The sequence below is a fragment of the Enterobacter cloacae complex sp. P14RS genome (genome assembly GCF_014895895.1).
GTDB lineage: Bacteria > Pseudomonadota > Gammaproteobacteria > Enterobacterales > Enterobacteriaceae > Enterobacter > Enterobacter bugandensis.
The window spans coordinates 1-25,650 of sequence record NZ_JADBQM010000007.1; the positions used below are offsets into that span (position 1 = coordinate 1).

Consider the following 25,650-nt stretch of genomic DNA (forward strand, 5'->3'; position numbering starts at 1 on the left):
GGTTAATATTTATAAGTATTTATTATTTTATTTAGTTTGTGCCCAGGTATGAGTAACTGATAATTTCTAAGTCATGCCGTTCTGATTTTTCTGGCTTAAGAAAACTCGCCTTGTGTCACGCCCTGAAGAAAATGTCATCCTGACGTTACGCTTAAACAACGCGGGAAGGGGCATGGACGGCTGTCTCACCGTTGTACAACATGTCGCGCATAAATATTTCATAAAAAATAAAAACGGCCTGTGTCATGCCTTTTATGGTGCAAATTACAACTTTGTGGTGACCTGAAAAATAAAAATAAGCCGCGCGGGTGAGATATTTAAAATGTTTCAGCGGACATACTCTTCACCGTAACGACACGTTAACAAAAACGAGTCGTTTAATACGAAATACGATCAGGGTGTTTTCAGGTAGCCGGGTCCAGGGTGACAACATGAAAAACACATCGTTATTTTTGATGTTTACATTACTGGGTGCGCCTGGATTTGTAACCGCCGCGAATTCAGATTTAGCAAACGCTGAATATAATTTTGCGGTTAATGAATTAAGTTATTCATCATTAAATCAGGCAGCCATTATTGGTCAACAGGGCGTATTTAATGACGCTCAGCTTCGCCAGGAAGGATCGAAACTCTTGTCCGTCATTTCTCAGGATGGGGCAGGCAACAGAGCGAGAGTTGATCAATCAGGGACTTACAATATTGCCTGGATCGATCAGAGCGGTAACGGGAACGATGCAGGTATTACGCAGGATGGATATGGTAATAGTGCGAAAATTATCCAGAAAGGGTCGGGTAATAGAGCAAATATTACGCAGTACGGTACGCAGAAAACCGCAGTTGTAGTGCAGAAACAGTCGCAGATGGCAATTCGCGTTATTCAGCGCTAGCTATTTCGCGACGACGTTAATCAATCCGATGGGGGTTTACCATGAAATTTATCAAAGTGGCAGCACTTGCAGCAATCGTCGTTTCTGGTAGTGCTATGGCTGGTATGATTAATCAGGGCGGATGGGGTCATGGACACGGTCATGGCGGAAACAGTGGTCCAAATTCAACCCTGAATATTTATCAGAACGGTGGCGGTAACTCCGCGCTGGCGTTGCAGACAGATGCCAGAAATTCCGTTCTTAATATTAGCCAGACCGGTGGCGGTAACGGGGCTGATGTCGGTCAGGGTTCTGACGACAGCAAAATCAACCTGACCCAGAACGGCTTTGGCAACAGTGCGACACTCGATCAGTGGAACAGCAAAAAATCCGTTATGAATGTTAGCCAGTACGGCGGCCTTAACGGTGCGCTCGTAGACCAGACGGCGTCTAACTCCACCGTCAACGTTACCCAGATCGGCTTTGGTAACCACGCGACAGCGCATCAGTACTGATACTGAAATCTGTACTACAAAAAAACAGGGCCGATGCCCTGTTTTTTTTCGGGAGTTCCTCATGAATACCTTCATTCTCCTTGCCGCGCTTTCCGGCCAGATAACCTTTCAAACGTCACAGCAGGGAAATATGACGACCATTATTCCGCAGGTCATTTTGACGGAACCGTGTGATTGTCAGGTTCAGATCCTCTCTTTGAAGGAAGGGCAGAGTGGGCAAAGTGCTTCGCGACAGCAAAATACCCTTTTTATTCCCGCTAATCAGCCGATTGATTTAACGCGGTTGAGTTTAACTATTTCTGCGGAAGACACGATCAACATCGTTGTCACCGTCACGGATGGAAAAGCGCTTCATTTATCACAGCAGTGGTCGCCAGCCGGGGGTGCGCTGTAAATATTCATGAAATCAATGCATTGTGAATATTTGCCGTTGAACTAAGCTGTTATCAGGAACTGCGTTGTTAGGTTCCGTAACGTCAGCCTTCGTTTGCATAATGAAGCGCGTTTGCCCCTCATGGACGATTTTCATTGAGGAGTACATATCGTGACCCACTCTTTTGCACATCTTATTTCAGGTCTGGGCCTGCTTGTTTCGGCATTTATCGCTCCAGCTTATTCGGCCACGCTCGCGCAGGGCGGCGTTATTCACTTTCGCGGCGCAATCGTTGCTGACCCTTGCGAAGTTACACAGCAGCAGCGGCAGCTGGCGGTGTCGTGTCCGGAAAAAAATCGTATGCAAACGCGTATGGTGAGTTACGGCGACGCGCTGAACGGCAAGGCGACGGCTTCCGGCCTGGCGACAGTGAATATGACGTACCTGAATCCTGAAAAAACGCTCGCGGTTGTTCAGATCCAGTACCGTTAATACCCGTGCGTGCGCGTCGGCGGGCGCGGTTTTATGCCTATCGTTTTTCTCAATAACCCCTCTGCGATACACTTATAAAAAAGGCGGGCAGCAGAGGGGCTTTATGAAACCGCAAATTGAAGTTATTCATGGCGATATTACGACAGTTCATGTCGACGTCATCGTCAATGCGGCCAATCCTTCCCTGATGGGGGGAGGAGGCGTAGACGGCGCTATTCACCGGGCTGCCGGACCGCAGTTACTGGAAGCCTGTAAAATGGTGCGTCAGCAACAGGGTGAATGCCCACCGGGCCATGCGGTGATTACGCTGGCGGGCAACCTTCCTGCCAAAGCGGTGATTCATGCTGTCGGGCCCGTGTGGCACGGCGGAGACCAGCATGAAGCGAGCCTTCTGGAGGAGGCATACCGAAACTGTCTGCGGCTTGCCGCCGACAACGGCTATAAAACGATGGCGTTCCCGGCCATCAGCACCGGCGTTTATGGATATCCTAAGGCGGCAGCGGCGACCATCGCCGTCGAAACGGTTTACCGCTATTTGTCGCTTAAACCGCTGCCAGAGAAGGTGATTTTTGTCTGCTTCGATGAAGACACCACGCATCTTTATCAGCGGCTTCTGACTCAGCGCAGACAAGAGCTGGAGAGCTGAAGCGAAGGCGGCGCACCGTGAGTGCGCCGCGCTGCTCAGGCGGCTTTCGGCTGAGGTTTTCCTGAAAACAGGAAGCGCAGAAGAGGGATCCGCAGATGGATCTCGTAGAGTACGACGGCAATCCCCACCACAAACACCAGCCCGGTAAAGAAGCCCAGCGTGTTGGATGCGATATGCGGCGTGATGTATGCCCCGAAGAACAGCGTCAACGGGTGGTGCACCAGATAGATAAACAGTGAGGCATTGACGAAGTAGGTCACGCGGCTGGACTTAAAGTTCAGCAAACGGTGGCCGAGCGCGAACACTACGTTCACCATCCACAAGCCCAACAGCATGGTGATCACGCTTTCTGTTTCATACATCCAGGCGTCGCCACTCCCGTAGCGCTGGTTCAGCAGGTAGGCCGCAAACGCGATGGCCGCACCCACCGCGCACCACGGTGACGGGGTGGTAAACAGCGCTTTAAGCCTCGAATGAATAAAGGCCAGCGCGCCAATTAAAAAGAACGGAATGTAGAACAGCGACTGCATCACCACAAAATTGAACAGGCCGTCGCTCAGTATTGGTGGATAGACGATAAACAACGTGCGTCGCACTGCGGCATAGGCGATCCCCAGCAGTAAAAAGAGCACCGACAGTTTGCCCAGCGTGACGTTAGCGAAGAAAGAGTCTGCTGTCGTGCTGAGATGACGGCGCAGGCGGCTGAAAATCACCAGACTGACCGTGGTCAGCACCACCAGAACCAGCAGGAACCAGAGGTGAGACACCAGCTCCCAGACCAGCGTGTTGTACTTTTCATACAGCGAGAGATTCGGCCAGTTTTCCGCCTTGCCTTTAACGTATTGCAGCATAATGAACTGCGGCAGCGTCAGGAGCGGTATGGCGGTTAACATGGGAATACCTACGCGCTCCACGCGCACTTTCCACCAGCGCTTAAGCGGATAGCGTAAAAAAAGCATGTACGAGAAATAGCCGGAGATGACAAAAAACACCTGCATGCGGAAGGCGTGAATAAAGTCATTAAACAGCGTCAGCCACCAGGAGGGCATCTGGCTATTAACATGCCACGTGTGGCTGGAGTAAATCAGTGAAATATGAAAGGGGATCCCCAATAGCATCAGCCATGCCCGGATCGAGTCGAGGAAATATTCCCGTTGTATCGGTGTTGTGCTCATATAACGTTGCGCATTCTCAGACTTTTCGCCTTATCCCTAAGGCTCATAATGGTTACATTCGACGCCAACCCTACACCAAGACCGACACACTGTCTCCAGGATAAGCACGCAAAGTGAATAACGGGTTCTTTCATTTGCTTAATCCATGAGCCAGCAGCTGAACAAAGCAGTGATTATGTTGTCGGATTGCCTGAGTTTCCATTAAAATGGATCGGATCGATATAAGCACACAAAGGGGGAAGTGCTTACTTATTATGAAACATAAACCACAGATGATGAAAATGCGTTGGTTGGGTGTTGCGGTGGTGTTATCACTGTATACCTCATCGGCACTGGCCTTTAACATCGACGATGTCGCAAAACAGGCAAAATCGATGGCAGGCAAGAGCTACGAAGCGCCGAAAAGTAACCTGCCCTCCGTTTTCCGCGACATGAAGTATGCGGACTATCAGCAGATCCAGTTCAACCACGATAAAGCGTACTGGAACAACGTTAAAACCCCGTTCAAGCTTGAATTTTATCATCAGGGTATGTACTTCGACACGCCTGTTGCCATCAATGAAGTGACGGCGACCGCGGTACGTAAGATCAAGTACAGCCCGGATTACTTCAATTTTGGCAATGTGCAGCACGATAAAGATACGGTGAAAGACCTGGGCTTCGCAGGCTTCAAGGTGCTTTACCCGATCAACAGCAAAGATAAAAACGACGAAATCGTTAGCATGCTTGGCGCCAGCTACTTCCGCGTGATTGGCGCGGGGCAGGTGTACGGGCTTTCTGCGCGCGGTCTGGCTATTGATACCGCGCTGCCATCAGGTGAAGAGTTCCCGCGTTTCCGCGAGTTCTGGATTGAGCGTCCAAAACCAACGGACAAACGTCTGACTATTTATGCGCTGCTGGATTCCCCACGCGCAACCGGTGCCTATCGCTTTGTGATTATGCCAGGTCGTGACACGGTCGTTGACGTGCAGTCTAAGGTTTACCTGCGTGACAAAGTGGGCAAACTGGGCGTCGCTCCGCTGACCAGTATGTTCCTGTTTGGGCCGAACCAGCCGTCACCGGCAACCAACTTCCGCCCGGAACTGCATGACTCCAACGGTCTGTCTATTCATGCCGGTAACGGTGAGTGGATCTGGCGTCCGCTGAATAACCCGAAACATCTGGCGGTCAGCAGCTTTGCGATGGAAAACCCGCAGGGCTTTGGCCTGCTGCAACGTGGCCGTCAGTTCTCTCGCTTTGAAGATCTTGACGACCGCTATGACCTGCGTCCAAGCGCCTGGGTTACGCCGAAAGGCGACTGGGGTAAAGGCAAGGTAGAGCTGGTTGAAATTCCAACCAACGACGAAACCAACGACAACATCGTCGCATACTGGACGCCGGATCAGCTGCCGGAAGCCGGTAAAGAGATGAACTTCAAGTACACCATTACCTTCAGCCGCGACGAAGATAAGCTGCATGCGCCGGATAACGCGTATGTGACGCAGACTCGCCGCTCTACGGGTGACGTGAAGCAGTCTAACCTGATCCGTCAGCCTGACGGTACGGTAGCGTTTGTTGTGGACTTCACCGGCCAGGATATGAAGAAACTGTCTCCTGATACTGCGGTGTCGGCCCAGGCCAGCATCGGTGACAACGGTGAAATCGTAGAGAACACCGTGCGTTACAACCCGGTAACCAAAGGCTGGCGTCTGACCCTGCGCGTGAAAGTGAAAGATCCGAAACAGACCACTGAAATGCGTGCTGCGCTGGTCAGTGAAGATCAGCCGCTGAGTGAAACCTGGAGCTACCAGCTACCTGCCAATGAATAATACATCTGAATATATTGATGCCATGCCGCTGACGGATATCGAAAAAGCGGCGCTGCCTAAGAGCGACATCCGCGCGGTTCATACCGCGCTGGATGGCGAACATCGTCAGTTTTCCCGTGATGATGATACGCCGCTGGGGTCAGTCAAGGCGCGTCTGGAGCAGGCCTGGCCGGACTCGCTGGCAGAAGGGCAGTTGATTAAAGACGACGAAGGACGCGATCAGCTTCAGGCGATGCCGAAAGCGACGCGTTCCTCAATGTTCCCCGATCCATGGCGCACCAACCCGGTTGGCCGCTTCTGGGATCGCCTGCGCGGGCGTGACGTCACGCCGCGCTATCTGTCGCGCCTGACGAAAGAAGAGCAGGCCTCCGAACAGAAATGGCGTACCGTGGGGACAATTCGCCGTTATATCCTGCTGCTTCTGACGCTGGCGCAGACGGTTGTCGCGACCTGGTATATGAAAACCATTCTGCCTTACCAGGGCTGGGCGTTTATCAACCCGACGGACATGATGGGCCAGGATCTCTGGGTCTCCTTCATGCAGCTGCTGCCGTATATCCTGCAGAGCGGCATTCTCCTGCTGTTCGCGGTTCTCTTTTGCTGGGTCTCTGCCGGTTTCTGGACCGCGCTGATGGGCTTCCTGCAGCTGCTGATGGGACGGGACAAGTACAGCATTTCGGCGTCAACGGTCGGGGATGAACCCCTCAATCCCGAGCACCGTACCGCGCTGATTATGCCTATCTGTAACGAAGACGTTGACCGCGTATTTGCGGGGCTGCGTGCAACCTGGGAGTCCGTAAAGGCAACCGGTAATGCGGCGCATTTCGACGTTTACATCCTGAGCGACAGTTACAACCCGGATATCTGCGTGGCAGAACAAAAAGCCTGGATGGAGCTGATTGCAGAAGTGCAGGGCGAAGGACAGATCTTCTACCGCCGCCGCCGCCGTCGCGTGAAGCGTAAAAGCGGCAACATCGATGACTTCTGCCGCCGCTGGGGTAACCAGTACAGCTACATGGTCGTGCTGGATGCTGACTCCGTCATGAGCGGTGACTGCCTGAGCGGTCTGGTGCGTCTGATGGAAGCCAACCCGAACGCGGGGATCATTCAGTCTTCGCCAAAAGCATCCGGCATGGACACCCTGTACGCGCGCTGCCAGCAGTTCGCCACCCGTGTTTACGGCCCGCTGTTTACCGCCGGTCTGCACTTCTGGCAGTTGGGTGAGTCGCACTACTGGGGCCACAACGCCATTATCCGCGTGAAGCCGTTCATCGAACACTGTGCGCTGGCGCCGCTGCCGGGCGAGGGTTCGTTTGCCGGTTCGATTCTGTCGCATGACTTCGTGGAAGCGGCGCTGATGCGTCGTGCTGGCTGGGGCGTCTGGATTGCCTACGACCTGCCGGGATCGTACGAAGAGCTGCCGCCGAACCTGCTGGACGAGCTCAAGCGCGACCGCCGCTGGTGTCACGGTAACCTGATGAACTTCCGCCTGTTCCTCGTAAAAGGGATGCACCCGGTTCACCGTGCGGTGTTCCTGACGGGCGTAATGTCTTATCTCTCCGCACCGCTGTGGTTTATGTTCCTCGCGCTCTCCACTGCGCTGCAGGTCGTCCATGCCCTGACGGAGCCGCAATACTTCCTGCAACCGCGCCAGCTGTTCCCGGTGTGGCCGCAGTGGCGTCCGGAGCTGGCGATTGCGCTGTTTGCTTCCACCATGGTGCTGCTGTTCCTGCCTAAGCTGCTCAGTATCATCCTGATCTGGTGCAAAGGCTCGAAAGAGTACGGCGGATTCTTCCGCGTCACCCTTTCGCTACTGCTGGAAGTGCTGTTCTCCGTGCTGCTGGCGCCGGTGCGTATGCTGTTCCACACCGTGTTTGTGGTCAGTGCCTTCCTGGGCTGGGAAGTAGTCTGGAACTCACCGCAGCGTGATGACGACTCCACGCCGTGGAGCGAAGCCTTTATGCGCCACGGGTCTCAGCTGCTGCTGGGCCTGGTGTGGGCGGCCGGAATGGCCTGGCTGGATCTGCGCTTCCTGTTCTGGCTGGCGCCGATTGTCTTCTCGCTGATCCTGTCGCCGTTTGTGTCCGTGATCTCCAGCCGTTCAACGGTAGGGCTGCGTACCAAACGCTGGAAACTGTTCCTGATCCCGGAAGAGTATTCCCCGCCGCAGGTGCTGGTGGATACCGATACCTATCTGGAGCAGAACCGCAACCGTACGCTGGACGATGGCTTTATGCACGCCGTGTTTAATCCGTCATTCAACGCTCTGGCGACGGCAATGGCCACCGCGCGCCACCGCGCAAGCCACGTGCTGGAGATTGCCCGCGATCGTCACGTTGAGCAGGCGCTTAATGAGACTCCGGAAAAACTCAATCGCGACCGTCGTCTGGTGCTGCTGAGCGATCCGGTCACGATGGCAAGACTTCACTATCGCGTATGGTCCGCTCCGGAGAAGTACTCTTCGTGGGTGAACTACTACAAAGAGCTGAAGCTGAACCCGCTGGCGCTGAAGGCGAAGTAAGCGGTTAAGCAAGGCGGGTAAGCAAAGCGCCACCCGCCAGATAAAATACCGGCTGTGAGGCCGGTATTTTTTTAGAGGTTACTGATGAAAATAATCATCGTCGTCATGATGGCATGCCTGCTGAGCGGCTGCGGCAGCATCATCAGCCGCACTATTCCAGGTCAGGGCCATGGCAACCAGTACTACCCGGGCGTAAAATGGGATGTCCGTGATTCCGCATGGCGCTACCTGACGGTGCTCGATCTGCCGTTCTCGCTGATTTTCGACACGCTGTTGCTGCCCATCGATGCCAGCCACGGCCCGTACGAGTAGCGTAAATTAACGCTCGTCCCATTCATCGGCTGCGGTTTGACCTTCTTCCGTATCCAGCGGTGGCTCGAGCTGAAATTCGCCCTCATCCCACTCGTGCAGCGTATTCTCCTCCAGCCATTCCTGGCGTAACTCGATTTCATCATAGTCGCCATCAAACACGGCCTGCGCACCTGCACCGCTCAGGACCGGCAAACATTCTCCTTCTTCGCCTTCATCGGCAAAGAACTCGGCCTGCCACATAATATCTCCATCCTGCAGAACATATTTTTGGATATTAAGTTGTTGCACGTCAGCATCTTCTTCCTCAACGCCGGGATTATCGGCAAGGAACTCTTCACGAGCGGCATCAATAGCTTCTTCCAGCGTGGCGTACATGGTCATTGGTGTCTCCCTGTTTTCCAGAAGGTTTCAGGGAAAGAATAGCTGAATATCAGATTCTGCAAGTATGAATGCGAAAATAAGCCGTCAGGCGTTCTTCTTATTCCGTCACCGGCCGTAACGCGCGGGATAAACTGAACCACGAGTAAATCGCGTTGAACAGCACCACGCCTGCCGTCACGATAAAGACGGCGCGAAAACCGAAGCTGGCGGAAATACCCGCCCCGAGAAGCGGCCCGGTGACGTTACCGATATCGCGAAACGACTGGTTATAGCTAAAGATACGCCCGGCAATCTGGTTCGTGGAGTTGTAGACCAGCAGGGTCTGTACGGCGGGCAGCAACGCCCCGTCGGCGGCGCCCAGCAAAAAGCGAAGCACGCCCAGCTGCCACGGAGAGTGCACCATCGACATGGGGATAAGCAGCAGGACGGAAATGATCAGGGCGCAGATCAGGATCTTTTCCGGGCCGACCCGGTCACCCAATTTCCCCAGTCTCGGTGCGCTAACCAGCGCCGCCACGCCGGGCACGGAGGCAATCAGTCCGCTGATAAACGCAATATTGCTGACGTTACCCGCCAGGTCGCGAACGTATAGGGTGAGAATAGGAGCGATCGATCCGGTTGCCACCTGAATGATCAATGTCGTTACGAACAGGCTCAGCACCAGTCTGGGATTTTTAAGCGAGGTCAGCACGTCTCTGGCGTGAAGCATCTCTTTTTTGGCGACGGGCGTAAATTTTTCACGGATGCAGACCAGGGTGACGATAAAGCACAGGAACAACACGCTGGCGGTGATGAAAAAGACCGGGCGCAGGCCGTAGTTATCCGCCAGTAATCCCCCAGCCAGCGGCCCAAGCAGGGCGCCGCTCACGCCACCGGTTGAGAGCGTGCCAAGCGCCCAGCCGCTCTTATGGCGAGGAATTTGCGTGGCGATCAGGGCGTTCGCGTTGGGAATAAATCCGCCCAATAAGCCCAGCAATGCGCGCAATATCAGGAACTGCCAGACGTTCTGCGCCACGCCCATCAGCGCCATGATAATCGCCATCCCCAGCGCCGAACGCAGCAGCATGATTTTACGTCCCTTGCGGTCGGCAAGGCCGCCCCAGAAGGGCGAGGCAATGGCGGAAAAGAGAAACGTGATGCTGAATACCAGGCCAGACCACATGTTGAGTGCGCTATGGCCCGTCACGCCCAGCTGTTCGACGTAGAGCGGCAGGAAAGGCATGACCAGGCTAAACGCCGCGCCGGTAAGAAAACAGCCAAGCCACGCAACCGTGAGGTTACGCTTCCAGTTTATGGGGGCATCTGAGGGTGTCATAACAATCCGCATAGTGAGGTGCAGAGCACCTGAGGCATGAAGTAATAAGCCTGCTAATTATGCGCCTGGGTTATGATTGCCGCAATGAGGGGGAGCTTTTAAAGCTAAAATAGCATGCGGCCCTGAGGGCCGCATGAGGATCAATAGCGGGAAGGCGTGCCTTCTGGCCGCGTTTTAAAGCGTCGATGCAGCCACATGTACTGCTCGGGTGCCAGCATGATGCACTTCTCCACAACGCCGTTCATCCAGCGCGCGGTAGTTTCCGCATCTTCCAGCGGCGGCGCGAGTTCCGGCTCAAGCATCATCAGCTCGTAGCCTGAGCCATCCGGCATACGGCGGGGAACAAAGGGAACGATGGCGGCTTTGGACATCCGCGCCAGCATCCAGGTGCCGGTCGTGGTGGCGGCCTCATCAACGGCGAAGAAGGGGACAAAGACGCTGGCCTGGGGGCCATAGTCGTGATCGGGGGCATACCAGACCACTTCACCGGACTTCAGCGCGCGGATCATGCCCTTCAGATCCTTACGGTCGATCATGCTTTTGTTGGAGCGCATGCGGCCGTTGGTCTGGATGAGATCGATAACCGGGTTGTCGTTAGGACGGTAAACCCCGATGCCGGGCGCCTGCATGCCAAACATACGCGCCCCGATTTCGAGCGTCAGGAAATGGACGCCGATCAGCAACACGCCGGTCTGATTGGCCTGAAGCGTATGCACCGGCTCCATGCCGGTGCCTGTAACCTTGCTCCAGCGGGCCATACGTTTGTCCGACCAGAACCACGCCATGCCGGTCTCCATGAGACCCATGCCGACGGATTCGAAATTCTTCGAGACCATATCATGGCGCTCTGCCTCGCTCATCTGCGGAAAGCACAGCTCAAGGTTACGATACGCGATGCGGGCGCGGCGCTTCATAAGCGTTTGCGCGAGTCGGCCTAATGATGTACCTAACCGGAAGATAACAGGGTAGGGAAGCTGTACCAGTAGCCATAAAAAGCCAATGCCAAGCCAGGTCATCCAATAGCGGGGGTGCAAAAGGGCGACGGTAAATTTTGGTAACTGGGTCATGTCTTTCCTGTGTTCAAACGTCCTGTTTCGCTATTGTCGCATTTTTTGAGACGTAGCCAAAATATCTGCCGTCGAAACCTGCACGACGACGGCAATTGTTAAGCCTGATTCATCAGGGTGTGTGAAATGTAGCGTAAATTGTGTGGATGTAAATTGGTTTTGTTTGCTATATGATGCCGACCGATTTTGATTCTCTCTGACGATTGCAGGACTTGTACACCATGCCAGTGTTACACAACCGCGTTTCGAATGAGATGTTAAAGGCGCGCATGTTGGCTGAAACCGAACCGCGCACGACCATCTCCTTCTACAAATACTTCACTATCGACGATCCGCAGGCGACCCGCGATGCGCTTTATCAGGCCTTCACGGCACTGAACGTTTTCGGGCGCGTCTACCTTGCCCGCGAAGGCATTAACGCGCAGATTAGCGTGCCGGAAAGTAAAGTGGATGCGTTCCGCGACGCGCTTTATAGCTTCGATCCGGCCCTCAACGGCTTACGCCTGAACATTGCCCTGGATGACGATGGAAAATCGTTCTGGGTGCTGCGCATGAAGGTGCGTGAACGCATCGTGGCGGACGGTATTGACGATCCTGAGTTTAACCCGGCGGACGTCGGCGAATATCTGAAGGCCGCGGAAGTGAATGCGATGCTGGACGATCCGGATGCCGTGTTCATTGATATGCGTAACCACTACGAGTACGAAGTGGGGCATTTCGAAAACGCGATGGAGATTCCGGCCGATACCTTCCGCGAGCAGCTGCCTAAAGCGGTGGAGATGATGCAGGAGCATAAGGATAAAAAAATCGTTATGTACTGCACCGGCGGTATCCGCTGCGAGAAGGCCAGCGCGTGGATGAAGCACAATGGGTTCAACAAGGTCTGGCACATTGAAGGCGGTATTATCGAGTACGCACGCCGCGCCCGTGAGCAGGGCTTACCGGTACGCTTTATCGGTAAAAACTTCGTCTTTGACGAGCGCATGGGCGAGCGCATTTCAGAAGATGTGATTGCCCAGTGCCACCAGTGCGGCGCGCCGTGCGATACCCACACCAACTGCAAAAACGACGGTTGCCACCTGCTGTTTATTCAGTGCCCGGCCTGTGCCGAGAAGTTTAACGGCTGCTGTAGCGAGCTGTGCAGCGAAGAGAGCGTCCTGCCGGAAGAAGAGCAGCGTCGTCGTCGCGCGGGGCGTGAAAACGGTAATAAGATTTTTAATAAATCACGCGGCCGTCTGAATACCAAACTGGGTATTCCTGACCCGGAATGATAATAACGCCCGGCACGGCGAAAGCCTGCCGGGCGAATCTATTACGACTTCTGCTGCACACCTTCAACGGAAATAACCAGCTCAACGTCCTGCGACGCCGGGCCTAAATCCGTTGTGATATTAAAATCTTTCAGGTGAATTTTACCCGCCGCTTCAAAACCTGCGCGTTTTCCGCCCCACGGATCGTCGCCCTGACCGATCAATTTTGCATCCAGAGTCACGGGTTTAGTTACGCCATTCAGCGTCAGATTCCCGGTAATAGCCAATTTATCACCGTCTTTCTTAACTTCCGTGGAGGTGAAGGTGGCCTGTGGGAATTTTGTGACGTTGAGGAACTCTGCGCTGCGCAGGTGTTTATCGCGCTCAGCATGGTTCGTGTCGACGCTGTTCGTATTAATGGTCACATTGACTTTATCTGCCGCAGGATTTTTCTCGTCAAAAGTAAATGTGCCGTCGAAATCTTTAAAGGTGCCGTACAGCCAGCTGTATCCCAGGTGCTGAATGCGGAAATTGACGAAAGCGTGCTGGCCCTCTTTATCAATTTTATAGTCAGCCGCTACGGCAGAACCGGTGGTGAATAACAGAGAACCGAGGGCAATACCCAGCAGGTGTTTTTTCATTTTATGCTCCAGAGTCAACTGACGAGCGGCCAAGCATGCGCTTAAGCGTATCGTCTTTATCAATAAAATGGTGTTTAAGGGCGGCGAGCCCGTGCAGTACGGACAGGATCACCACGCTCCAGGCAAGCCAGAGGTGAATGACGCCTGCCGTATCGGCCTGAGCCCCGGCATCGCTGAGCGTTGCCGGAACCTCGAACAGGCCAAAAACGCTAATCGGTTTGCCGTCTGCCGTTGAAATGAGATAGCCGCTGATCAGAATGGCGAAGAGCAGCGCGTAGAGCGCAATATGCGCAGCAACGGCGCTGACGCGGGTTATTTTTCCGTATGTCTTTAGTGGCGCGGGCGGTGGGGAAATATGTCGCCAGATGGCGCGAAATACCAGCCCCAGCATCAGCAGAACCCCGATGCTTTTATGCAGCTCGGGTGCCTGATGATACCAGCCATCGTAATAGCTGAGCGTGACCATCCAGAGTCCAAGTCCGAACATACCGTAGACGGCAATGGCAAATATCCAGTGCAAACTTATGGATATTATTCCGTAGCGCCGGGAGGAGTTACGCAATTGCATCAGAATGTCCATTTTCAAATTAACCGAAAGGTAAAAATGAACGGGAAGACGCGATATTGCAACAGAAATAATTGACTATTGATTTTTATTTTATTTATTTCAGCGATTTTGAAAAGAAACGGCGAGATTAATTCAATGGCTTCGTGCAAGACGTATTTAGCAGAAGAAAAAATCTTAAATAAACATAAAGTAACGTCAGTTAACGTCAATTGTCACTTTCAATAAAACACAATGTAAATAACATCAACGATAGCGAGCAGCGCCCACAATAAGATATAGAGCATAAAGTGTTCGCGAATGTTATTGATGAGGAAATCCACTATCCTGCGCATAACGCCCCACAATTGAGTACGAAGAAAACGGGCCCCGATGCCGCCGGAGCCCGTGGCCGATTATCCGTTAAAACGCGAGAGTGAGAACGGCGTCAGATCAAACTGCGGCGTGATACCCTGGGCGAACTGCGCGGCGATTTCACCCAACACCGAAGCGAACTTAAAGCCGTGGCCACTCAGCCCGGTAATCAGCAGGGTGTTGTCATGTCCCGGTAGCGTATCAATGATAAAGTCTTCATCCGGCGTGTTGTCATAGGTGCAGGCCGCGCCATAAAGCAGGCCACCGACGCCCGGGAGAATATTGCGCAGGAACGAGAAGGCTTCGGAGCCGTCCTGCGGGCAGGCGCCAAACGGCTTGCGCTCCTCTGGTGAGGAGATGACCTGCCCGCCGTTGTGTTTTCCAATCTTGAGGGCGTCCTTCTCGGAAGGGAAACCGTAGAACTGATCGCCGTTGGGTAACTCGCCGGTAAACGCCGGGAATTTATTTTGCGCGCTGTAACGCCCGTCCGACTGGAACCAGGAGAATACCTTGCGTACCGGCTGGATCGGCAGGTCCGGGAGCAGGCGGGTAACCCAGGTTCCTGCGCTAATAAGCAGGCGGGAAGCCGAATATTCCCCGTCTACGGTTTTCACCGTAACGCCGTTTGCATCATGCGTGATGGCCTCTACGGGGCAATTGAACAGCTGCGCACAGCCCGCTTTGGCGGCAAGATCGACCCAGGTTTTGATCGCCGTTTCACAGTGCAGCACACCGGAGTTGGCTTCAAAGAGGCCGATATAATCCTCCGGGACGGTAATTTCAGGCCAGCGCGAGGTAATGGCCGCCGCGTCCAGCTTCTCTACGTCAAGATTAAAGGCTTTCGCGCTGCGTTCGACGTTGGCGAGAAATTCTGAACGGGCCGGACCGAGGTTGATGATCCCCGTGCGTTCGAAAATGCGCTCTTCAGTCTGTTTCGCCAGCTCGTCCCACAGCGTCTGGGCGCGAAGCACCAGCGGAACGTAGCGCTCCCCCTCGCCATAGGCATGGCGAATGAGACGGGTGTCGCCATGATGGCTACCTTCGCTATGCGGCGGCAGGTGGGCGTCAATCATCAGGACGTTAAGCCCTGCCTGCGTTGCGTAATAACCGGCGGCCGATCCAACGGAGCCGCTACCAATAATGATTAAGTCGTATCTCATATGCATCTCGTAAACTTACGGTTTGTTAGCAGAGTAATTAACAACGCGGGCGTAAACAAGCGGGAAATAAATAAGGCACCGCGAGGGTGCCTGTTGAGTGAAAAGTGGGCATAAGGTTAGTGCCGTTTATACTCATTTTCCTGATAGTCGCCAGATTCTATTTTTGCAATGCCTGCCTCTAAAATAGAAATAAACTGACGGGCGACGTCTGTTGTTAGCCACAGCGTCTGTCCCACTTCCGCTTCGTCACGGTTGAGTTGATTTGGGGTCTGGTAGTGCAAACGCAGCATCAGTGCATCGTAGCTATCTACGGTACTGATATCCCAGCCTACAAGCGGATGGGTCTGGATGACTTCGTTATTCTTTTCCATTATAACCCCCTTAATGCGTGTTAGAAGACAACGGCTCTGAGGTTCAATGCATGTTTTTCTGAAAGCTTCTTCAGTATACCAAGTAATAAGGGTTCCAAAGGGAAAAATAAACAGGTAGCAACACATTTTTCTGCTTTTTAGGATTGTTCGAACAATAAAACACCATCTAGTTCACGATTTTTTAAGAACACGCTGAATTAATTTGAACTTTCGAAATTACAGGCAAAAAAAAGCCGGGGCGACCCGGCAAAAAACACAATGAGGGAGCAGTGTTAATCGGTAATGAACCAGTCGTCTGCGCTTTCCCACGTTTCCTGCAGGATTTCGCTGATGCGATCTTTATCTTCTTTTGCGGCACCCATGACGGAGAGGTTGTTCGCTGCGGCGTAACGCACCGTTACGGCGCCCGCGTTGTCGGGAAAGGTGTTGTTAATACGACGGGATAATTCGCCTGCCAGAGCGTCAAGCGCGCCGGCAGGCAGAACGGTAGTTTTGGCTATGGTGACTTCAATACGCATAAATGCCCCCTGTGTAATATACTGTTTATTTATACAGGCATATTATCGGTTTGACAACAAGGGGCGTTGATTTTTTAGCGTTTTACCGTCCAGCTTACGGTTTCACCTGCCAGGAAGGGGATCAGCGTGTCATCCGTCAGCGCGATAGACTCCTCAACCTGGCTCGCTTTGCGCTCCAGCTCAATGAAGGTGTCATTGACCGGCAGGCCATAGAAGCGCGGGCCGTTGAGGGAGCAGAACGCTTCGAAATGTTCCAGCGCGTTCATCTCTTCAAATACGGTTGCGTAGCTGGCAAGCGCCGTTGGGGCGTTGAAACAGCCCGCGCAGCCGCAGCTTGCCTCTTTGCGATGGCGGGCGTGAGGCGCGGAGTCTGTGCCCAGGAACGCACGCGTGAATCCGCTGGCGACCAGCTCGCGCAGCGCCTGCTGGTGAACGTTGCGCTTGAGGATCGGCAGGCAGTACAGGTGAGGGCGCACCCCGCCCACCAGCATATGGTTACGGTTAAACATCAGATGCTGGGGGGTGATGGTCGCAGCGATCAGCTCGTTACCGTCGCGAACATACTCTGCCGCGTCTTTGGTGGTGATATGCTCAAAGACCACCTTAAGCGCCGGCAGGCGCTGGCGCAGGGGCTCCATCACGGTTTCGATAAAACGGGCTTCACGGTCGAAGATGTCAATCTCCGCATGCGTTACTTCACCGTGTACCAGCAGCGGCATGCCCAGTTTCTGCATGCGCTCCAGCACCGGCATGATGGCATCAATACTGGTGACGCCGTGGCTGGAGTTGGTGGTGGCGTTCGCCGGGTAGAGTTTCGCCGCCGTAAATACGCCTTCGTTAAACCCGCGTTCCACTTCGTTCGGATCCAGTGAATCGGTCAGGTAGCAGGTCATCAACGGGGTGAAATCATGTCCCGCCGGAACGGCATCCAGAATGCGCTGACGGTAGGCAATGGCGGCATCGACGGTGGTGACTGGGGGAACCAGGTTTGGCATGACAATCGCGCGGCCATAAATTTCACTGGTATAGGGCACGACGGTTTTCAGCATATCGCCATCGCGCAGATGGATATGCCAGTCGTCTGGGCGGCGGATTTTAAGAACCTGGGGTTGTGCAGTCATGGAAGCTCCGGCTTGTCAGGAATCAGTCATAAGGATGGCTGTTTTTGCCGGACACAAATCATAAGCGGAAACGTTTTCGTTTGCACACTTTTCCGTAAAAAAAAGGGCGCCGCAGCGCCCTTCAGGTTAATCGGTGAAAGGAATAACGATCTCTCCCGGTTTCACCTCTATCCCTTTTGCGTATTTCTTCGCGAGGGCTTCACCCTTGCTGTTGTCTTCGCTTAAGACGTACGCCGGCTGCTGGTTAAAGTAGTTTCGCAGCGACTGGTTCAGATAGGGCATCAGGGTTTGCAGTACCGGCGCCATTTTGTCCGGCGAAACCTGCGCATCGACCACTTCCATCTCCTGCAGGAATATCGCCCCTTTCTCTTTGTTGAAAACGGGGAGCGCCTTCAGCTTGAGCTTGATGTTGGCTTTCTGATTGCCAAAAAGGGACGTCATATCAAGCGCGGCATCGCCTGCGAGAGTGACTTTATTCGGCTCTTCGCGGCCAATCTGGCTGGTGAGATTGGTGAGCACGATGTGGGCATCGGCCAGCCCGGGCACGCCAATGTCTTTAGAGAAATTGTTATGTTTTTCCAGCGCCTGATTAATTTCCTGCTCACTGACGGTATATTGCGTAAGCTGGTTACAGCCCACCAGCAGACCGCTGACAACGAATGCCGCGGCTAAGACAATTTTCTTCATAGTGCTCCTCAACGAAAAATCGGCGCTTCTGTCCTGTTACGCCAGTATGTCAGCGTGAATGGGCAGAAACCAGCAGAAAAAACTGAGAAGTGGGGCGGGAGAGGCTCCCGCCCGAGGGAAAGGCTACGCGCCAGGCTCGAGCATGCCGCTCGCGCTGCGTTTCTGGCTGAACTGCCACCACAGGGCGAGAAGCGTCATGACGCCCACCACGCCGAGCATCATCCAGGGGAGTTCCGGCTGGTTCAGCGCTTTGCCGGCATCGAACAGCCAGCCGCCGCCGGCGTAACCCAGCGCACCGCCAAAGGCCAGACCCAGGCGGCTGAAGCCCATATAGCTGCCGCGCGCACGCGCATCCGCAAGCGAGGCGCTCAGCGTTTCGCGGGCGGGCTCGGCGATGATGGAGCCGATATAGAAGGTGCAGATCAGCGTAAAAAGCTGCTGAAGCGTGTTTACCAGACCGATCGGCATCATGCTCAGCGTCATCAGAAACAGGCCTGCCATCAGGCGATGCTCCAGGCGAAAACGCCGTTCACTCCAGCGGGCAATCGGATAAAGCAGCGTTAATGACAGGCAGGCTTCGATGGCGTACATCCATTTTACGGCAGCAGGCGTGCCCGCAATATCGTTCACCATGATTGGCAGCATCAGCATCACCTGTACGGCGAGCATGTAATAGCCGGTCAGGGTCAACACGTAGGTGACAAAACGCCTGTCGCGCAGGACGCGTCCTAGCCCCTCCCGCACCGGGGCTTTTACCGTCGACAGCTTCCAGGCCGGAAGGTAGAGGCCGTTAAACAGGGCGCACAGAATAAACAGCACCGCCCCGGCCGCGCAAACCAGACGGAAATCGTACTGCAGCAGCCAGCTGCCCAGCAGGGCGCCAACAACCGCCCCGGCGCTGTCCTGCATCATCAGAATGGAGAAGAAGCGGCCGCGGTGCTGAGGACGAATCAGCTTGACCACCAGCGCGGTGCGCGGCGGGTCAAACAGCGTGCCACCGATACCGGAGAGAAAGCAGGAGAACCACAGCAGCCAGGGCTCGTGGGCGATCGCCATCGTGGCAAAGCCTGCCGCGCGGAGCAGCATACCGGTCACGATCATCGGTTTAGCGCCAAAGCGGTCGGCAATAGCCCCGCCAAAGACGCCCAGCCCCTGCTGGACAAACTGGCGTAACCCCAGGGCAATCCCAACCATTAATGCCGCCCAGCCCATTTGATCGACAAAGCGGATCGAGATGAGGGGGAACACGACAAAAAAGCCGAGCACGACCAGCATGTTATCGACGAGCAGGAAATATTTACCCAGGCTCCTGGCCTGTGATACGCGGGACATTTTCCCTCCAGGGAAAATAAGAAGGTGAGCACGCTAACATTCTGCGGTGTCGCCGCGTTTTTTCCCACCCCCGGGCGCGACAATATTTTTTTATCAAAACGGTGCTTTGATAGAGAGTTCTCATCGAAAAATGTGAAAAGAGGTCAAAATGGTATGTCACTGTTTTCACAGACGGCACGGGCGCAGGTATAGTAAAGCTAATGGGTAAGCTGAAGTGACGGGAAGGAGTGGTATTGATGTTTGGCTATCGCAGTAATGTGCCAAAAGTGCGTCTGACAACGGACAGGCTGGTCGTTCGTCTTGTGCATGAGCGTGATGCCTGGCGTCTGGCGGATTATTACGCCGAGAATCGCCAGTTTTTAAAACCCTGGGAACCCGTTCGGGATGAGAGCCATTGTTACCCCTCCGGCTGGCAGGCACGCCTCAGCATGATCGCTGAATTTCATAAGCAGGGCAGCGCGTTTTATTTCGCGCTGCTGGATCCAGAAGAGAAAGAGATTATCGGGATCGCCAATTTTTCAAACGTGGTGCGGGGATCGTTTCACGCCTGCTACCTTGGCTATTCCATCGGCCAGAAATGGCAGGGGCAGGGGCTGATGTACGAGGCGTTAACGGTAGCCATCCGCTATATGCAACGCACGCAGCATATCCATCGCATTATGGCGAACTACATGCCGCATAATCAGCGCAGCGGGAATTTGCTGGCGCGTTTAGGGTTTGAGAAAGAGGGTTATGCCAAAGACTATCTGCTGATAGACGGAGAGTGGCGCGACCACGTTCTGACGGCATTAACCACCCGTGACTGGACCGCAGGTCGTTAAGGAGAAAAGATGAAGTATCAGCTAAACGGTACGGAAGCGCGCGTGATTGGGTGCTTACTCGAAAAACAGGTCACCACGCCGGAGCAGTATCCGCTCTCTGTTAACGCCGTGACCATGGCCTGCAACCAGAAGACCAACCGCGAGCCGGTGATGAATCTCAGCGAGCATGAGGTTCAGGACGTGCTGGATGCGCTGGTGAAGCGCCACTATCTGCGCACCGTCAGCGGCTTCGGCAACCGCGTGACCAAATACGAGCAGCGCTTCTGTAACTCCGAATTTGGCGATCTGAAACTGAGCAGCGCGGAAGTGGCGGTTATTACCACGCTGCTGCTGCGCGGGGCGCAAACGCCGGGGGAACTGCGAACGCGCGCTTCCCGAATGCATGAGTTCAGCGACATGCAGGAAGTCGAGCAGACCCTGGAAGGGCTGGCCGTGCGTGAGGATGGCCCTTTCGTGGTGCGCCTGGCGCGCGAGCCGGGTAAACGTGAGAGCCGCTACATGCATCTCTTCAGCGGCGACGTTGACGCTGCAAGCGCGGCGACGGAATCGAGCCCAGCAACCCGTGACGACCTTGCCGCGCGCGTAGAGGCGCTGGAAGACGAGGTGGCCGGGCTGAAACAGCGTCTGGATGCACTGCTGGCACATTTGGGAGACTAACGGTGAAAAAATTACGCATTGGCGTGGTGGGGCTGGGCGGTATTGCGCAGAAAGCCTGGCTGCCCGTATTGGGCGCTGCGTCTGACTGGACGCTACAAGGGGCGTGGTCACCCACCCGAGAAAAGGCAGAACGTATCTGTGAAACCTGGCGTATCCCGTATGCGGCATCGCTCCAGGATTTGGCCCGCGAGTGCGATGCGGTCTTTGTGCATACCTCAACGGCAACCCACTATCAGGTGGTGAGCGAGCTGCTCAATGCGGGGGTTCACGTCTGCGTGGATAAACCGCTGGCGGAAAATGTTCAGGACGCCGAACGGCTGATTGAGCTGGCGGCACGTAAAAAACTGACGCTGATGGTCGGTTTCAACCGCCGCTTCGCGCCGCTTTACCAGCAGCTGAAGGCGCAGTCCGGCAATATGGCCTCGCTGCGCATGGATAAGCACCGCACCGACAGCGTGGGACCAAGCGATCTGCGCTTTACCCTTCTCGATGACTACCTCCACGTGGTGGACACCGCGCTGTGGCTGGCTAACGGCGAAGCGCTGCTGAAAAGCGGCACTCTTGTCACCAACGAACAGGGGCAGATGGTCTATGCGGAACACCATTTTGCCGTTGAGCATCTTCAGGTAACCACCAGCATGCACCGCCGCGCGGGCAGCCAGCGGGAATCCGTGCAGGCGGTAACCGACGGCGCGCTGTACGACGTTACCGACATGCGTGAATGGCGGGAAGAGAAGGGCGGCGGCGTGGTGATGCAGCCGGTCCCCGGCTGGCAAAGCACTCTGGAGCAACGAGGTTTCGCAGGATGTGCCCGCCACTTTATCACCTGCGTGCAAAATCAGACGGTTCCTGAAACGTCCGGCGAGCAGGCCATTCTGGCTCAGCGCATTGTGGAACGGCTCTGGCGCGATGCCATGAGTGAATAACTCGCTGTAACATCTGCGGATAGTAATTCGTTGAAATCAGGTTAGACTAAGCGCCGCTTGTTGGCTTTGCCGGGTGGCGCTTGTGCGTTCCCGGTCTATAAATCCGTATGGTTCTGGAAATTCACGTTAATGAACTTATTAAAATCGCTGGCGGCCGTCAGCTCGATGACCATGTTCTCTCGCGTTCTCGGTTTTGCGCGCGATGCCATTGTGGCAAGGGTCTTTGGTGCAGGGATGGCAACGGACGCCTTTTTCGTGGCGTTCAAGCTGCCGAACCTGCTGCGTCGCATTTTTGCTGAAGGGGCGTTCTCCCAGGCGTTTGTGCCCATTCTGGCGGAATATAAAAGCAAGCAGGGTGAAGACGCGACGCGCGTGTTTGTCTCTTATGTCTCCGGGTTGTTGACGCTGGCGCTGGCCGTGGTGACGGTAGTCGGTATGCTGGCCGCGCCCTGGGTCATTATGGTGACCGCGCCCGGCTTTGCCGACACGGCGGATAAATTTGCCCTGACCTCGCAGCTTCTGCGCATTACCTTCCCCTATATTCTGCTGATCTCGCTGGCCTCGCTGGTGGGGGCGATCCTGAACACCTGGAACCGCTTCTCCGTTCCGGCGTTTGCGCCGACGTTTCTCAACGTCAGCATGATCGGTTTTGCGCTGTTCGCCGCGCCGCACTTCAACCCGCCGGTGCTGGCGCTGGCCTGGGCGGTCACCGTGGGCGGCGTGCTGCAGCTGGCGTATCAGCTGCCGCATCTGAAGAAAATCGGCATGCTGGTGCTGCCGCGCATCAACCTCAAAGATGCCGGGGCGATGCGCGTTATCAAGCAGATGGGGCCCGCCATTCTTGGCGTCTCCGTCAGCCAGATCTCGCTTATCATCAACACCATTTTTGCCTCTTTCCTGGTGTCGGGTTCTGTCTCGTGGATGTACTACGCTGACCGCCTGATGGAGTTCCCGTCCGGCGTGCTGGGCGTGGCGCTGGGGACCATCCTGCTGCCGTCGCTGTCGAAAAGCTTTGCCAGCGGCAACCATGACGAATACTGCCGCCTGATGGACTGGGGCCTGCGTCTCTGCTTCCTGCTGGCCCTGCCAAGCGCGGTAGCGCTGGGGATCCTCGCCAAGCCGCTGACGGTGTCATTGTTCCAGTACGGGAAATTCACCGCGTTTGACGCCGCGATGACCCAGCGCGCGCTGGTCGCTTACTCGGTGGGACTGATGGGGCTGATCGTGGTGAAAGTGCTGGCGCCGGGCTTTTACTCGCGTCAGGACATCAAAACGCCGGTGAAAATTGCCATTGTAACGCTGATTATGACGCAGCTGATGAACCTGGCATTTATCGGCCCGCTGAAGCATGCCGGCTTGTCGCTTTCTATTGGTCTGGCGGCCTGTCTGAATGCCGGGCTGCTTTACTGGCAGCTGCGCAAGCAGGATATCTTTACGCCGCAGCCGGGGTGGGCAAGTTTCCTCGTGCGTTTGGTCGTGGCGGTGCTGGTGATGTCTGCGGCACTCATCGGGATGATGTACGTCATGCCGGAGTGGTCTCTGGGCACGATGCCTTATCGTCTGATGCGGCTGATGGCCGTGGTGGGCGTTGGGGTGGTAGCGTATTTTGCCACGCTCGCCGTGCTGGGCTTCAAAGTGAAAGAGTTTACCCGCCGGACGGCATAAACTCCAAAAGGGGAGTTCACCTCAGGGTGCTCCCCATTGCATGATTTGTCGCTTACGCGTCAAATCGAAATCTTTTTTACACCCGCAATACGTGCCGTCGCCGTCTGACCATCCGCGCCGTACAGTCCGGTTTCTTTATGCGGCTTCAGCACCTCAAGCGCCTGCTGATTACGTTCTATCTGGCCTTCAAGCAGCCAGCCGTTATGCTGGTTGAGATCGCGCAGATGCTGGGTTTTTTCGGTAATGGTCTGCCAGCGCTCGGCAATATCGTCATTGGCGCTGCGCTTCGAGTCCTGCTCGGCGCGGCGCTGCTGCTCCAGATAATCCAGCGTGGCCAGCAGCGAACTCTTATCTTCAGTAATACGCTGCAGCGCGCTGCCGTTAATGTGACCGGAAGAGAGATGCTGTTGTTCAGCATCCATTACCGTTTTCAGGTCGTTCAGGACAACCGTCATTTGATCCAGTATTTCTGACAGTCGACTCATACGGTTAGTTACTCTGTAAGAAACTCTGTGCTTCCTGAATCAGGGCATCAGCGATTTTGCTGGTGTCCATTTTCAGCTCACCGTTGCGAATAGCCGTTTTCAGCGCTTCAACACGTTCCATATTGATATCGTTGCTGCCTGGCTGCATCAGTTTTGCCTGGGCATCGCTCAGGGTCACGCTGGTGCTGTTAGACGTTGACGGTTTTTCCAGACGCGTTTTCTGAGGGGTTGCGTCGTTCGTTTCGCGAGGCTGTACAGCGCTTACCGGCTTCAGGGCTGATGTACGATCAATGCTCATAGTGTTGTCCTCATCGAGGGTTCGCGGCGTTTGCGCCTGACATCATCATTAGTGGAATATTTATCGGCACGCGCCGCGAAATCTTTAAAAAGATTATAGGTTAATCAGAATATTCCCATCAGAATCGACGGTTCCGCTCACCACCTGGCCTGAGGACATTCTGACGCGGGCGTTTTGCGCTACCGCGGCATTGTTTAACGCTTTCCCTTCACTGTTGATGCTAAAGCCGTCTCCGTTGGCAACGACCATCACCTGCTGTCCCGCTTTGACACGCCACGCCTGGCGCAGCATGGAGAGCTGAATCGGCTGGCCCGGCGCGACATCGCGCAGGCTGACGGCGTCCTGTGCCTGGTTAATGTCCAGCATTGTCCGCGGCGGGAGCTGATCCAGACGCCCGCGCTTTAACGTCACGCTGTTTGTCTGCAGCGCGCTGCCACGCACAATGGGTACGGCGGCGACAACATAATTGCCCGTCGCCTGAACTGCAACCTGTAAATAGCGTTTTTCGTTGGCGCAGCGTGCCAGGACGTTCACATTGCCCCACAGCTTCGTGGTCCCCGTCACGCTGAATGACGGTTGCTCGCAGGTCGGATACAGATTCGGCGGCGTGCGGATGGTCACGTTAACGTCATCGCTAAAGCCCGCCAGCTTCTGGGCAAAAAAATTCGTCAGCGCATCCTGTAAATCCCCGGCATTCACCAGAGGGCTAAACAGCAAGAAGGTTGCCATCAGGCCACGTTTTAACGTTTGCATCGCAAGTTCCACCGTTTCCAGAGTTGGATGAATTCTACCTGCAGTGGTTTTGCATCAACGGAATAAATAGCGACGCATTTTGTGCTTATTCCGTCGATAGGGGAGACCGGGTGAGATTTAAGCTGTGAACTGAAATTTTGCCATCAGCGGAGGAGACATGCTCGATAAACTCGACGCCGCGTTACGTTTTCAGCAGGAAGCGCTCAATTTACGCGCCCAGCGGCAGGAGATTTTAGCCGCCAACATCGCTAACGCCGATACGCCCGGGTATCAGGCGCGCGATATTGATTTTTCCAGTGAGCTCAAAAAGGTGATGGAGCGTGGACGTGCCGAAGGAACCGGTGTTGCACTCGCCATGACATCCTCTCGCCATATTCCCGCTCAGGCGATGACCGCGCCAGCGACCGATTTACTTTATCGCATCCCTGACCAGCCTTCACTCGACGGTAACACCGTGGATATGGACCGGGAGCGTACGCAGTTTGCCGATAACAGCCTGAAATACCAGACGGGCCTGACCGTACTCGGCGGACAAATCAAAGGCATGATGAACGTCCTGCAGGGGGGCAACTGAT

30 protein-coding genes are annotated in these 25,650 nt (G+C 54.9%); 14 read left to right on the forward strand and 16 right to left on the reverse strand.

Translation table 11 applies throughout. The annotated features are described in order from the left end of the window. Window positions 1-431: 431 nt before the first annotated feature. From csgB to ymdB, 5 genes are all read left to right on the forward strand, one after another. Window positions 432-887, forward strand: coding sequence for a curli minor subunit CsgB (csgB, locus tag IM295_RS06555; RefSeq protein WP_028012679.1), 456 nt, complete (start codon window positions 432-434; stop codon window positions 885-887). 41 nt (window positions 888-928) lie between these two features. After that, window positions 929-1,381 (forward strand): curli major subunit CsgA, encoded by a 453-nt coding sequence (csgA, locus tag IM295_RS06560; protein ID WP_047368274.1) that lies wholly within the window; start codon window positions 929-931, stop codon window positions 1,379-1,381. Between the two features lie 61 nt (window positions 1,382-1,442). Beyond that, window positions 1,443-1,775: a curli assembly chaperone CsgC gene (gene csgC / locus IM295_RS06565; RefSeq protein WP_041910536.1), complete on the forward strand. Its 333-nt coding sequence runs from the start codon at window positions 1,443-1,445 to the stop codon at window positions 1,773-1,775. 150 nt (window positions 1,776-1,925) lie between these two features. Next, window positions 1,926-2,246 (forward strand): type 1 fimbrial protein, encoded by a 321-nt coding sequence (locus IM295_RS06570; RefSeq protein WP_045261657.1) that lies wholly within the window; start codon window positions 1,926-1,928, stop codon window positions 2,244-2,246. Between the two features lie 103 nt (window positions 2,247-2,349). Continuing rightward, window positions 2,350-2,892, forward strand: a complete 543-nt coding sequence (gene ymdB / locus IM295_RS06575) for an O-acetyl-ADP-ribose deacetylase (RefSeq protein ID WP_045630081.1) — start codon at window positions 2,350-2,352, stop codon at window positions 2,890-2,892. Window positions 2,893-2,927: 35 nt separating this feature from the next. Here ymdB and mdoC read toward each other — a convergent pair whose 3' ends face one another. Continuing rightward, entirely contained in the window at window positions 2,928-4,067 is a 1,140-nt protein-coding gene (gene mdoC / locus IM295_RS06580; protein WP_047368275.1) for a glucans biosynthesis protein MdoC, read from the reverse strand. Window positions 4,068-4,321: 254 nt separating this feature from the next. Between mdoC and mdoG the strand changes: the two genes are divergently transcribed. The 3 genes from mdoG to IM295_RS06595 all read left to right on the forward strand — a co-directional run bounded on the left by mdoG (window position 4,322) and on the right by IM295_RS06595 (window position 8,708). Then, complete coding sequence (gene mdoG / locus IM295_RS06585; RefSeq protein WP_028012685.1) at window positions 4,322-5,875, forward strand: glucans biosynthesis protein MdoG; 1,554 nt, start codon at window positions 4,322-4,324, stop codon at window positions 5,873-5,875. Beyond that, window positions 5,868-8,396: a glucans biosynthesis glucosyltransferase MdoH gene (gene mdoH / locus IM295_RS06590; RefSeq protein WP_193066431.1), complete on the forward strand. Its 2,529-nt coding sequence runs from the start codon at window positions 5,868-5,870 to the stop codon at window positions 8,394-8,396. Before mdoG ends, mdoH begins: the two co-directional genes overlap by 8 nt. An 84-nt stretch (window positions 8,397-8,480) precedes the next feature. Next, on the forward strand, window positions 8,481-8,708 hold the full coding sequence (locus tag IM295_RS06595) for a YceK/YidQ family lipoprotein (protein ID WP_013097162.1): 228 nt from the start codon (window positions 8,481-8,483) through the stop codon (window positions 8,706-8,708). A 6-nt stretch (window positions 8,709-8,714) separates the two neighbouring features. On the opposite strand, the gene IM295_RS06600 is transcribed toward IM295_RS06595, so the two are convergent. The 3 genes from IM295_RS06600 to IM295_RS06610 form a co-directional block, all read right to left on the reverse strand. Beyond that, window positions 8,715-9,089, reverse strand: coding sequence for a MysB family protein (locus IM295_RS06600; RefSeq protein ID WP_028012687.1), 375 nt, complete (start codon window positions 9,087-9,089; stop codon window positions 8,715-8,717). A gap of 97 nt (window positions 9,090-9,186) precedes the next feature. Then, on the reverse strand, window positions 9,187-10,404 hold the full coding sequence (mdtG, locus tag IM295_RS06605; protein WP_045630082.1) for a multidrug efflux MFS transporter MdtG: 1,218 nt from the start codon (window positions 10,402-10,404) through the stop codon (window positions 9,187-9,189). 140 nt (window positions 10,405-10,544) lie between these two features. Beyond that, window positions 10,545-11,471: a Kdo(2)-lipid IV(A) acyltransferase gene (locus IM295_RS06610; protein WP_028012689.1), complete on the reverse strand. Its 927-nt coding sequence runs from the start codon at window positions 11,469-11,471 to the stop codon at window positions 10,545-10,547. 221 nt (window positions 11,472-11,692) lie between these two features. On the opposite strand from IM295_RS06610, the gene IM295_RS06615 reads away from it, so the two are divergent. Beyond that, window positions 11,693-12,742: a rhodanese-related sulfurtransferase gene (locus IM295_RS06615; RefSeq protein WP_048956746.1), complete on the forward strand. Its 1,050-nt coding sequence runs from the start codon at window positions 11,693-11,695 to the stop codon at window positions 12,740-12,742. Window positions 12,743-12,783: 41 nt separating this feature from the next. Here IM295_RS06615 and IM295_RS06620 read toward each other — a convergent pair whose 3' ends face one another. From IM295_RS06620 to mdtH, 9 genes are all read right to left on the reverse strand, one after another. Next, window positions 12,784-13,362 (reverse strand): YceI family protein, encoded by a 579-nt coding sequence (locus IM295_RS06620; RefSeq protein ID WP_028012691.1) that lies wholly within the window; start codon window positions 13,360-13,362, stop codon window positions 12,784-12,786. A gap of 1 nt (window position 13,363) precedes the next feature. Beyond that, on the reverse strand, window positions 13,364-13,930 hold the full coding sequence (locus IM295_RS06625) for a cytochrome b (protein ID WP_063942654.1): 567 nt from the start codon (window positions 13,928-13,930) through the stop codon (window positions 13,364-13,366). A gap of 218 nt (window positions 13,931-14,148) precedes the next feature. Then, window positions 14,149-14,262 carry a YceO family protein gene (locus tag IM295_RS06630; RefSeq protein ID WP_032644857.1) on the reverse strand — a complete coding sequence of 38 codons (114 nt, stop codon included), beginning with the start codon at window positions 14,260-14,262 and terminating at the stop codon, window positions 14,149-14,151. Between the two features lie 60 nt (window positions 14,263-14,322). Next, on the reverse strand, window positions 14,323-15,441 hold the full coding sequence (gene solA / locus IM295_RS06635) for an N-methyl-L-tryptophan oxidase (protein ID WP_047368279.1): 1,119 nt from the start codon (window positions 15,439-15,441) through the stop codon (window positions 14,323-14,325). A gap of 116 nt (window positions 15,442-15,557) precedes the next feature. Beyond that, window positions 15,558-15,812 (reverse strand): biofilm formation regulator BssS, encoded by a 255-nt coding sequence (gene bssS, locus IM295_RS06640; protein ID WP_023299782.1) that lies wholly within the window; start codon window positions 15,810-15,812, stop codon window positions 15,558-15,560. Window positions 15,813-16,084: 272 nt separating this feature from the next. Next, entirely contained in the window at window positions 16,085-16,330 is a 246-nt protein-coding gene (gene dinI, locus IM295_RS06645) for a DNA damage-inducible protein I (protein WP_028012694.1), read from the reverse strand. 74 nt (window positions 16,331-16,404) lie between these two features. After that, window positions 16,405-17,451 carry a dihydroorotase gene (gene pyrC / locus IM295_RS06650; RefSeq protein WP_028012695.1) on the reverse strand — a complete coding sequence of 349 codons (1,047 nt, stop codon included), beginning with the start codon at window positions 17,449-17,451 and terminating at the stop codon, window positions 16,405-16,407. A gap of 126 nt (window positions 17,452-17,577) precedes the next feature. Beyond that, a complete protein-coding gene (locus tag IM295_RS06655) occupies window positions 17,578-18,138 on the reverse strand; it encodes a lipoprotein (protein ID WP_028012696.1) in 561 nt (186 codons plus the stop codon). Between the two features lie 123 nt (window positions 18,139-18,261). Continuing rightward, window positions 18,262-19,470 carry a multidrug efflux MFS transporter MdtH gene (gene mdtH, locus IM295_RS06660; protein WP_049000010.1) on the reverse strand — a complete coding sequence of 403 codons (1,209 nt, stop codon included), beginning with the start codon at window positions 19,468-19,470 and terminating at the stop codon, window positions 18,262-18,264. Window positions 19,471-19,706: 236 nt separating this feature from the next. Here mdtH and rimJ point away from each other — a divergent pair, with 236 nt between their 5' ends. From rimJ to murJ, 4 genes are all read left to right on the forward strand, one after another. Then, window positions 19,707-20,291, forward strand: a complete 585-nt coding sequence (gene rimJ / locus IM295_RS06665; protein ID WP_013097146.1) for a ribosomal protein S5-alanine N-acetyltransferase — start codon at window positions 19,707-19,709, stop codon at window positions 20,289-20,291. Window positions 20,292-20,300: 9 nt separating this feature from the next. Then, window positions 20,301-20,948 (forward strand): YceH family protein, encoded by a 648-nt coding sequence (locus IM295_RS06670; protein WP_193066432.1) that lies wholly within the window; start codon window positions 20,301-20,303, stop codon window positions 20,946-20,948. Between the two features lie 2 nt (window positions 20,949-20,950). After that, window positions 20,951-21,874 carry a Gfo/Idh/MocA family protein gene (locus IM295_RS06675; RefSeq protein ID WP_193066433.1) on the forward strand — a complete coding sequence of 308 codons (924 nt, stop codon included), beginning with the start codon at window positions 20,951-20,953 and terminating at the stop codon, window positions 21,872-21,874. A gap of 129 nt (window positions 21,875-22,003) precedes the next feature. Then, window positions 22,004-23,539, forward strand: a complete 1,536-nt coding sequence (murJ, locus tag IM295_RS06680; protein WP_028012700.1) for a murein biosynthesis integral membrane protein MurJ — start codon at window positions 22,004-22,006, stop codon at window positions 23,537-23,539. Between the two features lie 59 nt (window positions 23,540-23,598). Here murJ and flgN read toward each other — a convergent pair whose 3' ends face one another. From flgN to flgA, 3 genes are all read right to left on the reverse strand, one after another. Then, window positions 23,599-24,024 carry a flagella biosynthesis chaperone FlgN gene (flgN, locus tag IM295_RS06685; protein ID WP_028012701.1) on the reverse strand — a complete coding sequence of 142 codons (426 nt, stop codon included), beginning with the start codon at window positions 24,022-24,024 and terminating at the stop codon, window positions 23,599-23,601. 4 nt (window positions 24,025-24,028) lie between these two features. Further along, window positions 24,029-24,322, reverse strand: a complete 294-nt coding sequence (gene flgM / locus IM295_RS06690; RefSeq protein ID WP_014883360.1) for a flagellar biosynthesis anti-sigma factor FlgM — start codon at window positions 24,320-24,322, stop codon at window positions 24,029-24,031. A gap of 93 nt (window positions 24,323-24,415) precedes the next feature. Then, entirely contained in the window at window positions 24,416-25,075 is a 660-nt protein-coding gene (gene flgA / locus IM295_RS06695; protein ID WP_193066434.1) for a flagellar basal body P-ring formation chaperone FlgA, read from the reverse strand. A gap of 157 nt (window positions 25,076-25,232) precedes the next feature. On the opposite strand from flgA, the gene flgB reads away from it, so the two are divergent. Further along, window positions 25,233-25,649, forward strand: coding sequence for a flagellar basal body rod protein FlgB (flgB, locus tag IM295_RS06700; RefSeq protein ID WP_008500815.1), 417 nt, complete (start codon window positions 25,233-25,235; stop codon window positions 25,647-25,649). Window position 25,650: the final 1 nt, after the last annotated feature.

Bases quoted from the DNA above. Each gene is read 5' to 3' on its own strand.
- csgB (WP_028012679.1), top strand. From the start codon at position 432: ATGAAAAACACATCGTTATTTTTGATGTTTACATTACTGGGTGCGCCT.
- csgA (WP_047368274.1), top strand. From the start codon at position 929: ATGAAATTTATCAAAGTGGCAGCACTTGCAGCAATCGTCGTTTCTGGT.
- csgC (WP_041910536.1), top strand. From the start codon at position 1,443: ATGAATACCTTCATTCTCCTTGCCGCGCTTTCCGGCCAGATAACCTTT.
- ymdB (WP_045630081.1), top strand. From the start codon at position 2,350: ATGAAACCGCAAATTGAAGTTATTCATGGCGATATTACGACAGTTCAT.
- mdoC (WP_047368275.1), bottom strand. From the start codon at position 4,067: ATGAGCACAACACCGATACAACGGGAATATTTCCTCGACTCGATCCGG.
- mdoG (WP_028012685.1), top strand. From the start codon at position 4,322: ATGAAACATAAACCACAGATGATGAAAATGCGTTGGTTGGGTGTTGCG.
- mdoH (WP_193066431.1), top strand. From the start codon at position 5,868: ATGAATAATACATCTGAATATATTGATGCCATGCCGCTGACGGATATC.
- IM295_RS06595 (WP_013097162.1), top strand. From the start codon at position 8,481: ATGAAAATAATCATCGTCGTCATGATGGCATGCCTGCTGAGCGGCTGC.
- IM295_RS06600 (WP_028012687.1), bottom strand. From the start codon at position 9,089: ATGACCATGTACGCCACGCTGGAAGAAGCTATTGATGCCGCTCGTGAA.
- mdtG (WP_045630082.1), bottom strand. From the start codon at position 10,404: ATGACACCCTCAGATGCCCCCATAAACTGGAAGCGTAACCTCACGGTT.
- IM295_RS06610 (WP_028012689.1), bottom strand. From the start codon at position 11,471: ATGACCCAGTTACCAAAATTTACCGTCGCCCTTTTGCACCCCCGCTAT.
- IM295_RS06615 (WP_048956746.1), top strand. From the start codon at position 11,693: ATGCCAGTGTTACACAACCGCGTTTCGAATGAGATGTTAAAGGCGCGC.
- IM295_RS06620 (WP_028012691.1), bottom strand. From the start codon at position 13,362: ATGAAAAAACACCTGCTGGGTATTGCCCTCGGTTCTCTGTTATTCACC.
- IM295_RS06625 (WP_063942654.1), bottom strand. From the start codon at position 13,930: ATGCAATTGCGTAACTCCTCCCGGCGCTACGGAATAATATCCATAAGT.
- IM295_RS06630 (WP_032644857.1), bottom strand. From the start codon at position 14,262: ATGCGCAGGATAGTGGATTTCCTCATCAATAACATTCGCGAACACTTT.
- solA (WP_047368279.1), bottom strand. From the start codon at position 15,441: ATGAGATACGACTTAATCATTATTGGTAGCGGCTCCGTTGGATCGGCC.
- bssS (WP_023299782.1), bottom strand. From the start codon at position 15,812: ATGGAAAAGAATAACGAAGTCATCCAGACCCATCCGCTTGTAGGCTGG.
- dinI (WP_028012694.1), bottom strand. From the start codon at position 16,330: ATGCGTATTGAAGTCACCATAGCCAAAACTACCGTTCTGCCTGCCGGC.
- pyrC (WP_028012695.1), bottom strand. From the start codon at position 17,451: ATGACTGCACAACCCCAGGTTCTTAAAATCCGCCGCCCAGACGACTGG.
- IM295_RS06655 (WP_028012696.1), bottom strand. From the start codon at position 18,138: ATGAAGAAAATTGTCTTAGCCGCGGCATTCGTTGTCAGCGGTCTGCTG.
- mdtH (WP_049000010.1), bottom strand. From the start codon at position 19,470: ATGTCCCGCGTATCACAGGCCAGGAGCCTGGGTAAATATTTCCTGCTC.
- rimJ (WP_013097146.1), top strand. From the start codon at position 19,707: ATGTTTGGCTATCGCAGTAATGTGCCAAAAGTGCGTCTGACAACGGAC.
- IM295_RS06670 (WP_193066432.1), top strand. From the start codon at position 20,301: ATGAAGTATCAGCTAAACGGTACGGAAGCGCGCGTGATTGGGTGCTTA.
- murJ (WP_028012700.1), top strand. From the start codon at position 22,004: ATGAACTTATTAAAATCGCTGGCGGCCGTCAGCTCGATGACCATGTTC.
- flgN (WP_028012701.1), bottom strand. From the start codon at position 24,024: ATGAGTCGACTGTCAGAAATACTGGATCAAATGACGGTTGTCCTGAAC.
- flgM (WP_014883360.1), bottom strand. From the start codon at position 24,322: ATGAGCATTGATCGTACATCAGCCCTGAAGCCGGTAAGCGCTGTACAG.
- flgA (WP_193066434.1), bottom strand. From the start codon at position 25,075: ATGCAAACGTTAAAACGTGGCCTGATGGCAACCTTCTTGCTGTTTAGC.
- flgB (WP_008500815.1), top strand. From the start codon at position 25,233: ATGCTCGATAAACTCGACGCCGCGTTACGTTTTCAGCAGGAAGCGCTC.